The sequence below is a fragment of the Acinetobacter haemolyticus genome (assembly GCF_900406815.1).
GTDB lineage: Bacteria > Pseudomonadota > Gammaproteobacteria > Pseudomonadales > Moraxellaceae > Acinetobacter > Acinetobacter haemolyticus_A.
In genome coordinates this window covers 36,842-48,299 of sequence record NZ_OVCN01000018.1, presented here as the reverse complement: position 1 = coordinate 48,299, position 11,458 = coordinate 36,842, and the positions used below count along the sequence as shown (strand labels likewise).

Below are 11,458 nucleotides of genomic sequence, written 5' to 3'. Positions count from 1 at the left end.
ATTATCTCTCCCTAATTGTTGTTAAAAAGGTGATTAAATGAATGCGTTAACGCAAGAACTCGTCGAGCTTTTGACGCTAGAAAGGCTGGAAGCCAATATCTTTCGGGGTAATAGTCGTAATTTGGTTGGCAAACGTGTGTTTGGTGGACAGGTCTTGGGGCAAGCATTAAGAGCAGCATCCTATACGACCAATCGTCCAGCGCATTCGCTTCATGCATATTTTCTCTATGGTGGAGATGTAGACGCACCGATTATTTATGAAGTTGATTCTCTTCGAGATGGAAAAAGTTTTGCCAGTCGTCAAGTGCGTGCTATTCAGCATGGACGTATTATCTTTTCGGCAATGGTATCTTTTGCCAATCCAGAAGAAGGATTGAATTACCAACACAAAGAGCCTGAATATCCTGCACCAGAAAATTTAAAATCTGAAAATGAATTAAAAGAAAGTATGCTCAACTTCGTGCCAGAGAATGTTCGAGCAAGTTTCATGCGTGAACGTCATGTTGAGATTCGTCCAGTTCAGCCTGTCAATCCTTTTCAGCCACAGCCTGAAGCGCCATTTTATGCGCATTACATTCGTACACATGGTGATATTGCAAAAAATCTTGATGAGATATCGTTACATCAGGCGATTGTCGCATTTTATTCTGATTTTACGTTAATGACCACAGCATTACGTCCACATGGTTTATCTTGGATTTCTCCAAATCTTCAGTGTGCAAGTATTGACCACACGATTTATTTTCATCGTCCTTTGCGTGCAGATGAATGGATGCTCTACGAAATGGAAGCAACCGTGAGTGCAAGTTCACGTGGACTGAATTTTGGTCGTATGTGGCAAAATGGTCAGCTGGTTTGTAGCACGGTTCAAGAAGGTTTGATTCGGCTCAGAGAAATTGAAACGCAGTAACGATTAAATTAGATTAAAGCCATTATTATGATGGCTTTTTTTAAGATGCAAATGTGACAAAAAATTGCTCGATTGTTATGTTTGAGCATGCGATAGTACTGAAAAGTTAAAATGCTTTCATACCGATAATGAATTTAAATACCCAGATCTTATTTGCAGCCATTTTAGGCGTAGTGTTTGGCTTCCTGTTAAACGCCTTCCCTGAAACAGCATTTGTAGAGCATAGTCTTTATGGCTTAGGAATTTTAAGCAGCATTTTCATTGGTCTTTTGAAAATGTTATTGATTCCATTGATTTTTAGTTCAATTGTTGTGGGCGTATCTAATCTACAAGCAGGTGGACAATTTGGTCGTGTTTGGAAGATCGCGGCATTATGTTCCATTACAACGACCACACTAGCGCTCATTTTAGGTATAGGATGTGCTCATCTCTTTGATGTGGGTAAAGGTGTTGATATTCAGCTTTTTCAAGCGGATATGCAGAGTCATCAAAGCCCTGATACTTTGACTCCTTCGAGTTTTCTAAGCAATTTTGTCCAAAACACCTTAATCAATCCATTCAAAGCATTTAGTGAAGGGAATGTATTGGCTGTTGTAGTATTTGCCTTATTTTTAGGTGTGGCCTTGGTACAAGGGGGAGAACGTTTCGCACTGGTACGGAATAGTTTTCAGCAGTTTTTTGAAATAATGATGATGCTGGTTGGGTGGGTGATGAAACTTGCTCCGATTGGTATTTTTGCTCTGTTGGCGAAACTGATCGTGACAGAGGATCTTTCTGTCTTGAGCCGCTTAGCTGAGTTTGCTGCGGTGGTGACAGGGACGACGATTTTTCATGGTCTTGTGGTACTACCACTTTTGCTATGGATTTTTGGACGCATGGATCCGATCACATTCTTTCGTGGGGCCAGAACGGCTTTAGTAACTGCTTTTGCCACGAGTTCTAGTTCGGCGACGATGCCATTAAGCCTAAAATGCGCGCAAGAAAATCTAGGTGTTCGGCCACAAACTGCAGGCTTTGTAATCCCTTTGGGGACGCAGCTGAATATGGATGGAACTGCACTCTATGAGGCAGCTGCAGCTTTATTTATTGCAAATTTAATGGGATTGGAGTTATCCATTACACAACAAATTATTGTGTGTTTAGTGGCAATCATTGCATCTTTAGGTGCGCCAGGAATTCCGAGCGCGGGGATGGTCACCATGATTATGGTGCTTCAGTCTGTTGGCTTACCTGCGGAAGCGATTGCCATATTATTACCAATTGATCGTTTATTAGATACGGTACGTACTGTGGTCAATGTTCAGGGGGATATGATGATTAGTGTTGTTGTGGATCGACACGCATCGGAGTCCACAACAGATCAAGGGTAAGCTGATGCAAAATTTGCATCAGTTTTATTTCTTAACTAAAAAATTGGCACATCAATATAGTAGATACATTTATGTGAAATGGTTGAAAAGTGAATTAAAAAATAATGATTAAATTTTCTAATAGGCAGATTTAAAACAATAAAGTGTGTGAATATTAATTTAATAAAATAGGTTTATTAAAATTAAAGTTATGAAAATAAAGTAATTTATTTCGAAATTCTTAATATTTTATGGATAATCATTCTTGTTTGCACTATCATTTGTCAGTTTTCGTTTGGTGTCTTTTTTAGCCGTTGATTGAAGTAAGGGGTTGGAAGAGATAATCCATATTTTGCTGCTTCGGGGGAAGCTATGAAAAACCGTTCTTTTCTAAAAAATCCAATCGTGATGAGTGGCTTATTGTTTGGTGGTTTCGCGCCTATGTTGCATGCTGCAACTGAGCAAGATCGAAAAACTGTAGTACTACCAACTATTCAGGTAATCGGCTCACAAGATGATGCAGTCTCAAAAATTCCTGGCGCGGCTGTGATTGTGGATCAAGAGCAGATTCAGCAGTTTGTTCCAACATCGACAGAAGATATCTTAAAGCGTGTTTCTGGCGTATATGTGAAACCTGAGGAAGAATCGGCTGTTGTCGCAAATATTGGTATGCGCGGTATTAGTTCAGCTGATTATAAAACCTTAATTTTAGAAGATGGTGTACCTGTTGCACCGGGTTTGTTTGTTGGAAATGGCCGTTATTACAATCCACGTGTACAGCGCATGGATAGTATTGAAGTACTAAAAGGTTCTTCGGCATTACGTTATGGACCATCGAATATCGGTGGTGTAATTAACTATCGTACCAAGCAACCAAAAGATGGTGCTTTGGTGGATGTATCGATTGGATCTTGGGAAACCTATAAAACAACGGTTGAGCTCGGTGGTAGTTCTCCAAATAAAGACAGCAATTTTGGCGCAATTTTAAGTTGGGCGAAAAGTGATGGTTTCATGGACAAAGGCTATGAAATGAAAGACGCTGTGATCAAAGCAGGCACGGCGATTGGTGATAACCAATGGTTAGGTGTTAAATTTACTCATTATGAGAATGATGCCAATATTTCATATCGTGGACAGTTCTTGGGTGAATATGATGCTAAGAAAAAGAATAACCCAGCACCAGATGACTGGTATTTGACAGAACGTAATTCATTCGATATTAACCACCGTTGGAATATCAATGCGGATACAGAACTTCAGACTCTAGTGTATTGGAGTGAAATGAACCGTGACTACTGGCGTTATGAGGTTGATAAAATTAACCCAATTACTGATGATGGGCGATGGAATTACCGTAATGGACCAGGAACACGTGGTAATGAAAAAGGTGGTCAAGATAATTGGGATTTGCGTGGCAATAACCGTGCTTTTGAACGTATTGGTGCTGAAACTCGCTTGGTGGCAAAACATGCGCTATTTAATATTCCAAGTGAGGCTGAAGTTGGTCTACGCTTGATGAATGAAAAAATGGATGACATTACTATTGATGCAACACGCGCAATGCCACGTACAGGTAGTGTTAGTAAAGACACTAAAGATTCAGCAAAAAGTGTTGCATTATATGCACAGAATCGTTTGGATATAACGGATCAACTATCAGTAACACCTGGTTTGCGTATTGAACGTTATGAACAAGAGCGTTTAGATAAGAAAAAGAATGAAACAGTCAAAACTTCAAATACTGAAGTGATGCCTGGTCTGGGACTTACTTTCCAATTAGTTCCTGCAGTACAGCTCTATGGTAGTGTATACAAAGCATTTTCTCCTGCTTTGAATGGCGATTCCCTCAGTGGTATGAAAGATCAAAAACTGGATGCAGAAACTGCAGTTAGTTGGGAGTTCGGTTTAAGAGGGCAGCAAGATATCTTTAAATATGAGTTGACTGCCTTCCGAATGGATTTTGACAATCAAATCATCCCTGCGAACAGTAATTCTGATTTCCAAACAACTAATGGTGGTAAGACTTTTAACCAAGGTCTTGAGGGTGCGATTAATGTTGAGTTAGAAAACGGTTTTGATATGTTTGCTAATGTGACTTGGGTTGCAGATGCTAAGTTTAAAGGTGACCGTTTTAATAAAAATGGCACGCTTAAATCAAAAGATGGTGATCGTGTACCATACACACCAGAATGGATTGCAAATCTTGGTTTTGGTTATACTTATGCTGGTTTGCGTACACAACTGAGTGCAAATTACACGGGCTCTCAATTTACTGATGATTTGAATACTAAGCCAATTACAGAAAACACGTCAGGTTTCTTTACGGGTAAAATCAATGGTTATACGACTGTTGATTTAACCTCTCGTTATACTTTGAATGATCAAGTTGAGTTCTATGGTGCAGTAAAGAATTTAGAAGATAAGCGCTATATTGCGAGCTTACGCCAAGGTATCTACGTAGGTCCTGAACGTTCGTTTGAAGCTGGTGTTCGCTATCGTTTCTAATTGTATTTGCTGATTGTGAAAAACCCCTCATCCTAGGATGAGGGGTTTTTTGTATAAGGAAACAATAATTTGTTTTAAGCTGCTTGTTGTAAAGCGCGCTTTGCAGCAGGTGAGCTGTTTAAATAGTTGACCGCATCTTGGGTATTTCCTTCTTTGACAGGATCATACCACGGCATGAGGTAATCAATTTGTTGTGCAACGAGCCAAATTGGATTTGGGAGGATTTGGTCATCTTTGCGGCCTTGTTTATACCATTCAATCCAGATCCAAGGTTTAAATAAACTTGGTTTTTTATCCGCAAAGCGAGGATCTTGGCTCATGATATGCGCTGCGCCATCTACCCATAAACCTAGTACGCCGATAATCACCGCAACACTGAGATAATAACGAGCAATATAGCCACCGCCTAAATGGCGATAAAGATCAAATGCAACAGTACGGTGTTCGATCTCTTCAGAGCCATGCCATTTGATGAGATCGATCATCTCAGGGTCTGCGCCTAATTCTTCCCAACGTTTATTGTAAAGTGCATATTTACCCAGTACACAAGTCATATGTTCGACAGTTGCAATGACACCTAAACGGAATAAATCCCATTGATGCTCTAGAAACTGTGGCACTTCTTTATCAAAAGGCTTGTCTGCAAGCGCTTTAGTGAAAAGGAAGTCCATAATATCTAAGTTACGTTGAATATCTATATTGCGCTGGCTTAGATATTCCTTGTTTGCAGAAGTGTGTGCCACAGCGTGCATCGCTTCTTGACGAATAAAAGCTTGGACATCTTGCTTTAATTTTTCATCGGTAATTTGCGGGAGTACTTTGTTGTACAATCGGCAAAACCAAAATTCACCAGCAGGTAATATGTTATTAATTTCATTAATAAAATAACTTGCAAAAGGTTGGTTTGGAATCCAGTCTACTGGTGTTTTTTCCCAGTCAAATTTTACTTTGCGTGGGAGAATTTTATAGTCAATCGAAGAACCAAGAACTTTGTTCTTCACAAATGATAGTAATTTCATCGTTTAGTCCTAATCGATAGTGCAATGAACCAACACTAAGCAGTATATGAAAACTCCCTAGTGTTTGTGTTTAGCAATACAGGACAATTAAAAATTATTTTATGCATCAAGTTGCATGAAAAGCGCAATTTACTCTTCAGCGTCTGTTTCTGAGGCTTCAGGAATCTGATCAAGGTCAAATTCAGTGGGTTGATCGAGGGTGTAATTTAAGCGTCCTGCCATAACACTGGCGAGCTCTTCTAAACCAATACGATTCAGAGATGAAAACAGTTGAATCGAGAAATCTAATTTCATTTTCTTCAATTGTTGTTTTACATCAAGTAGGGTTTTATTGGCTGGACCACGATTCAGTTTGTCCGCTTTGGTTAAAAGAATATGCACAAATAAATGGCGAGAGTGAGCCCATTCCAGCATCATCAAATCAAAGTGCTGTAGAGGATGGCGAATATCCATCAATAAGACTAGACCTTGTAGGCTTTTGCGATGGATTAAATAGTTTTCGAGTTCTTTTTGCCACACAATTTTCATCGATTCAGGCACGGCCGCATAACCATAACCCGGTAAATCCACAAGGCGTTGATCTGGGTTGCCTAAACTAAAAAAGTTGATCATTTGTGTACGACCCGGTTTTTTAGAGGCGCGTGCTAATTGCTTTTTATTGGTCAGTGCGTTGATCGCGCTAGATTTACCTGCATTTGAGCGTCCTGCGAATGCAATTTCATATCCCGTATCTTCTACGCACAAAGCCAGTTTTGGCGCACTCATTAAAAACTCAGCTTGACGTAGCCAATTCAAAGACTGTACCGCATATTCAGTCAATGCAGGATCAGTCTTTTTTTCATAACTGATTTTTTGTTTGGGTGCGAGTTTGGCTTTGGTGTCTTTTGATTGTTGACGCTGACGCATAGAAGCTTACTTTTGAATTGAAATAGCAAAGCTATTATAAAGGATGTCAGTCAATCGTGCGAATCTGGTGGTTATGCTTTTTGAATGAGTTCTAGAAACTCAATATTTGAATGCTTCGAAGATGGAAGAATGCCGTGCTGTATGACCTCACCAAGCGTATATTGATTTAGACTTTGATAAAAACTTTCTAAAGCTTGGTCTAAAATTCCTTTGAGCCCGCAATGTGAGCGTAAAACACAGGGTGGGGTATTGCATTCAACAATGTGTTGATGACCTTGCAGAGTGCGTACGATCTCACCGAGTTTAAGACTTTTTGCTTCAGGATTGAGGCGAAGACCGCCTCCTTTACCACGAATCGTGACAATCCACTGTTGCTTTCCCATAAAATGAACCACTTTAACCAAATGGTTTTGGGAGACATGTAAGTCTTTTGCAATATCTGCGATTGTATAAGGCACATCACTCGGACGAGCGACATACATTAAAATTCTCAGCGCATAATCAGTAAACTTATTGAGTTGCATTGGATTTCACTCAATCTATTGCTTTAAATACAAAGGGCTAGTCTATCATAGACTAGCCCTGTGCAAAATGCAGTGTCGATTAGCTGAGTTTGACCCCACCTGTACCAAAAGCTTCACTGTGAATGTTCTGGGCAGGAACACCGCGCGCGATTAAAGCTTTATGTTGTTCCGCCATAAATGGCATAGGGCCGCATAAGTAATAATCTGCATTAATAGGTAATAAAGCCGCATCTACATTGCTGAGGTCTAAACGCCCAGCAATATCATAATCAATACCTAATATATCGCCGTCATGTGGAAATTCATAAGCTGTAAACGTACTAAGACGGGGATACTTATCTTTAAGATCATGAATATGTTTTTTCATAGCATGTACTTGGCTACTACGACATGCGTGAATAAAGCTCACAGGCTGTGGCATATCTAAGGTAACAAGTTGATTTAACATCGCAATCATTGGAGTTAAGCCGACACCCCCACTAATAAATACATTACGTTTTGTATGATCAATCAGATAGAAGTTGCCTGTAGGTGCTGACACTTCAATTTGTGAGCCTTCGGCTAAGCTGTGTAGTGTATTGGACACCCAGCCCGCAGCTAAATTTTCTTTTTCATCTTCACGTTTGACTGAAATTCTTAAATAGTCAGCTTGAGGTGAGGTTGATAGCGTATATTGACGTGGTTGTCTTAACCCTAGCTCAGGTACAAATACCCGCACAGAGATGTATTGACCTGCTTCATATTTGGGTAAATCACCACCATCGACAGGAGCTAAATAGAACGAAGTAATTTCATCGCTTTCAATCACTTTTTGAGCGATTTTAAAATTACGCCAACCTAGCCAGCTCCCCTTTGTTTGCTGGTGTTGATCATAAATCGCTTTTTCTGTGCTGATAAATAAATCAGCCAATTGCCCGTATGCCGCAGCCCATGCATCAATGAGTGGATCATCCATAGAGATACTCAAGACCTCACTGATCGAGTGCAGCAGGTTTTCGCCCACAATGCTGTAATCAGGTGCTTGGATATTGAGGCTGACATGTTTATGCGCAATCAATTCAACTACTGGCAGCAATACTGATGGATCTTCAATATTTTCTGCATAAGCGAGAACGGCACCTGCAAGTGCTTGAGCTTGAGCACCACTACGTTGATGACCCATATTGAAGGTTTCTTTTAAGTCAGGATTGTTCCCTAACATGCGGTTATAAAAATAACCAGTGAGTGCCACGCCATTTTCACGAAGAACAGGGACGGTTGCTTTTACGAGTTCAATTTGCTGCGGAGTCATGTTTGATCTCTCTTGGCTATCATTTTATAAGATATATTTAAAATACATCTTATAAAATGTATTTGCAATACATCTTATGATAAAAGCCATAAAAAAATTAAGGGATAATTTATTATCCCTTAATTTATAAGCAGATGTGGTTGTTATTTACCAAATAAAGATCCAAGTAAACCTCTGACAATCTTTTGTCCTGAGCTTCCCCCTAGACTACGTGCAGCACTTTTCGCAAAAGTCCCTACAATGTCTTGTGTGAGTTTTTCTCGATCGCGTTGTGCTTTTTCAGCGGCTCGTTGTTGCTCACGTGCAAAACGTTCTTGTTCTCTGGCTTGTTGTTTGGCTAAAGCGTCTTGTTCTTTTTCCTGTTGTTTTGCCAAGGCATCGGCTTCTTTTTGTTGAGATAGTTGCAAGACTTTCTTTTGTAGCATTTCATACGCGCTGTCTCGGTCAACGGCTTGATCGTAAATACCTGCAACAATACTCTGTGCAATGATAACTTGACGTTCTTCCGGTGTAATTGGGCTAAAGGATGAGTAAGGTGGCATCACCCAGCCGCGCTCAACAATTTGTGGTGTTCCTTGCTCGTCGAGGCAACTCACGAGTGCTTCACCTACAGCAAGCTCGGTAATCGCTTGATCAACTTTAAACTCTGGATTGGCACGGAATGTATCTGCTGCTGTTTTGACCGCTTTTTGATCTTTTGGCGTGAATGCACGTAAAGCATGTTGTACGCGATTACCTAATTGCCCAAGTACACTCTCTGGTAGATCCAGTGGATTCTGAGTAATGAAATAAATTCCGACACCTTTAGAGCGGATCAAACGAACTACTTGTTCAATCTTTTGTTGCAAAGCTGTGCTGGCATTATCAAAAAGTAAGTGTGCTTCATCAAAGAAGAAAACCAATTTAGGTTTGTCCATGTCACCCACTTCTGGAAGCTGTTCAAATAACTCGGATAACATCCAAAGTAAGAAAGTGGCATATAACTTTGGTGTATTCATAAGCTTATCCGCAGCTAAAATGTTGATATAGCCGTGACCGTTGGTATCGGTCTGAATAAAGTCTAAAATGTTGAGACTCGGTTCACCAAAGAATTGTTCGCCACCTTGATCACCTAGTGCTAGTAAATTGCGTTGAATGGCACCAAGACTTGCGGGAGAGAGGTTGCCATATTCAGCTTTAAGTGCCGAAGCATTTTCACTGACATAGCTCAACATCGATTTTAAATCTTTAAAATCAATTAATAATAAACCTTGATCATCTGCGATTCGGAAAACTGCTGAAAGCACACCTTCTTGTGTGTCATTGAGATTGAGCATTCTGGCTAATAATAAGGGTCCAATCTCAGAAATGGTGGTACGAATAGGATGACCTTGCTCACCAAATAAATCCCAAAAAATGACAGGTGATGCTGCAAAAGGGATATCGCTGATTTTGAGTAGACTAAGGCGTTCTTCAAATTTGGGATTGCTCGAACCTGCCTTGGCGAGACTCGAGACATCACCTTTAGCATCAGCAAGAAATACAGGCACACCAAGGCGAGAAAAACTTTCTGCCAATACTTTTAAGGTAACGGTTTTACCTGTTCCTGTTGCACCTGCAATCAAACCATGTCGGTTGGCAAATTTAGAATGTAGAACAATATCTTGTGTGGTATCTGTGGTTTTTTTAGCAATAACGATGGGTGTATTCATTCTTCACCTATTCTTGATTTCATTCCAGTTGTTTTAATGCATTTTGAATATCTTGGATTAAATCTTCAGCATGTTCTAGTCCAATACAGAAGCGAACCAATAATCCTTGTTGTAAATGTGTATTTTCAAGTGTGCGCATCTGTTTTAAGTCGTACAGCATGACTAAGCTGATAGGCCCACCCCAACTAAAACCTAGTTTGAAGAGGTCTAAGCTATCGCAAAATTTTCGAACGGCGGTCAGGTCATATTCAGGCTTAAAGATGACACTGACAAGACCTGCACTTTTTCCTGTGGTGCAAATTTGTTTCCAAAATGCATGGCCAGCAGAGTCTGGAAGGCTTGGATGGAGTACTTGGGCGAATTGAGGTTGTTGCTTTAACCAGTTCATTAAAGTAAGCGCATTTTGTGCTTGTTGGTCATATCTAAAGGACATGTGTGCCAAACTACGTTGAATTTGAGCAGTGTCATCACCTGAAACAGAAATGCCTTGAATGGCATGCATACGGAACAATTTGTGATGTAAAGCTTGATCACGTGTCACCACTGAACCCATTAATATGTCGCCACCACCACTTGGATATTTGGTTAAAGCATGAACAGTGATATCAATTGAAAGGTGTTCATCTGAAAAATCAAAAGCATTAAATGCAAGGCCCGCCCCCCAAGTATTATCCAGTGCAGTCAGCACGTTGGCTTGTTGGGCTTTTTTAACTAAATTTTTTAGATCGGGAAATTCTAAGGTAACTGAACCTGCTGCTTCTAGCCAAATTAGCTTGGTTTTCTCTGTCGGTTGGAAACTGTCAGCATCAATTGGATTGTAAATGCTAACAATGATGCCGTAGCGTTCTTGCAGATTTCTTAAATGTTCTAAATTAGGGCCATAAATATTATCAGCGACCCAGACTTCATCTCCCTTGCTTAATATTGCACTATTCACGAGATTAATCGCGGATAGACCACTCGGTGCAAGTAAGCAATATCGCCCCCCTTCAATCTGAGCAATATTATCGGCTAGAGTGAATGTTGTGGGGGTGCCATGTGTGCCATAACTATAGTCATAGGCATCGGTCCAGTGACGATCAAAAAGGTGCGCTGTCGACTGGAAAATGATGGTGGATGCACGAAATAGGGGAGGTTGTATGGTTTCAATGTATTGAGGGGCTTGGCGTGGTGCATGAATAAGAAGCGTTTGTCTATTTTTATGTGTAGTCATGGGGCAAAATCAAAACGATATGATGATCTAGGTTAAGATAAAAGTGATCT

At 40.3% G+C, this 11,458-nt stretch carries 9 protein-coding genes; 3 read left to right on the top strand and 6 right to left on the bottom strand.

From position 1 onward, the window contains the following. Positions 1–37: 37 nt before the first annotated feature. The 3 genes from DK207_RS12935 (at position 38) to DK207_RS12925 (ending at position 4,764) form a co-directional block, all read left to right on the top strand. On the top strand, positions 38–910 hold the full coding sequence (locus tag DK207_RS12935; protein WP_005088334.1) for an acyl-CoA thioesterase: 873 nt from the start codon (positions 38–40) through the stop codon (positions 908–910). A 128-nt stretch (positions 911–1,038) separates the two neighbouring features. Next, positions 1,039–2,280, top strand: a complete 1,242-nt coding sequence (locus DK207_RS12930; RefSeq protein ID WP_075314678.1) for a dicarboxylate/amino acid:cation symporter — start codon at positions 1,039–1,041, stop codon at positions 2,278–2,280. 351 nt (positions 2,281–2,631) lie between these two features. Further along, a complete protein-coding gene (locus DK207_RS12925) occupies positions 2,632–4,764 on the top strand; it encodes a TonB-dependent receptor family protein (protein ID WP_109441519.1) in 2,133 nt (710 codons plus the stop codon). Positions 4,765–4,838: 74 nt separating this feature from the next. On the opposite strand, the gene DK207_RS12920 is transcribed toward DK207_RS12925, so the two are convergent. The 6 genes from DK207_RS12920 to DK207_RS12895 all read right to left on the bottom strand — a co-directional run bounded on the left by DK207_RS12920 (position 4,839) and on the right by DK207_RS12895 (position 11,408). Continuing rightward, on the bottom strand, positions 4,839–5,783 hold the full coding sequence (locus tag DK207_RS12920; RefSeq protein ID WP_004641087.1) for a metal-dependent hydrolase: 945 nt from the start codon (positions 5,781–5,783) through the stop codon (positions 4,839–4,841). Positions 5,784–5,912: 129 nt separating this feature from the next. Next, positions 5,913–6,689 carry a ribosome biogenesis GTP-binding protein YihA/YsxC gene (yihA, locus tag DK207_RS12915; RefSeq protein WP_004641084.1) on the bottom strand — a complete coding sequence of 259 codons (777 nt, stop codon included), beginning with the start codon at positions 6,687–6,689 and terminating at the stop codon, positions 5,913–5,915. A 71-nt stretch (positions 6,690–6,760) separates the two neighbouring features. Beyond that, a complete protein-coding gene (locus DK207_RS12910; protein WP_004641082.1) occupies positions 6,761–7,213 on the bottom strand; it encodes an RrF2 family transcriptional regulator in 453 nt (150 codons plus the stop codon). A 79-nt stretch (positions 7,214–7,292) separates the two neighbouring features. Further along, positions 7,293–8,504, bottom strand: coding sequence for an NO-inducible flavohemoprotein (hmpA, locus tag DK207_RS12905; protein ID WP_109441518.1), 1,212 nt, complete (start codon positions 8,502–8,504; stop codon positions 7,293–7,295). A gap of 143 nt (positions 8,505–8,647) precedes the next feature. After that, the gene (locus tag DK207_RS12900; RefSeq protein ID WP_109441517.1) at positions 8,648–10,195 is read right to left on the bottom strand and encodes a helicase HerA-like domain-containing protein; all 1,548 of its coding nucleotides are present in this window, start codon (positions 10,193–10,195) and stop codon (positions 8,648–8,650) included. Between the two features lie 19 nt (positions 10,196–10,214). Next, complete coding sequence (locus DK207_RS12895) at positions 10,215–11,408, bottom strand: PLP-dependent transferase (protein ID WP_100833180.1); 1,194 nt, start codon at positions 11,406–11,408, stop codon at positions 10,215–10,217. Between the last annotated feature and the right edge of the window lie 50 nt (positions 11,409–11,458).

Coding starts and splice junctions, on each gene's coding strand:
- DK207_RS12935 (WP_005088334.1), top strand. CDS start 38: ATGAATGCGTTAACGCAAGAACTCGTCGAGCTTTTGACGCTAGAAAGG.
- DK207_RS12930 (WP_075314678.1), top strand. CDS start 1,039: ATGAATTTAAATACCCAGATCTTATTTGCAGCCATTTTAGGCGTAGTG.
- DK207_RS12925 (WP_109441519.1), top strand. CDS start 2,632: ATGAAAAACCGTTCTTTTCTAAAAAATCCAATCGTGATGAGTGGCTTA.
- DK207_RS12920 (WP_004641087.1), bottom strand. CDS start 5,783: ATGAAATTACTATCATTTGTGAAGAACAAAGTTCTTGGTTCTTCGATT.
- yihA (WP_004641084.1), bottom strand. CDS start 6,689: ATGCGTCAGCGTCAACAATCAAAAGACACCAAAGCCAAACTCGCACCC.
- DK207_RS12910 (WP_004641082.1), bottom strand. CDS start 7,213: ATGCAACTCAATAAGTTTACTGATTATGCGCTGAGAATTTTAATGTAT.
- hmpA (WP_109441518.1), bottom strand. CDS start 8,504: ATGACTCCGCAGCAAATTGAACTCGTAAAAGCAACCGTCCCTGTTCTT.
- DK207_RS12900 (WP_109441517.1), bottom strand. CDS start 10,195: ATGAATACACCCATCGTTATTGCTAAAAAAACCACAGATACCACACAA.
- DK207_RS12895 (WP_100833180.1), bottom strand. CDS start 11,408: ATGACTACACATAAAAATAGACAAACGCTTCTTATTCATGCACCACGC.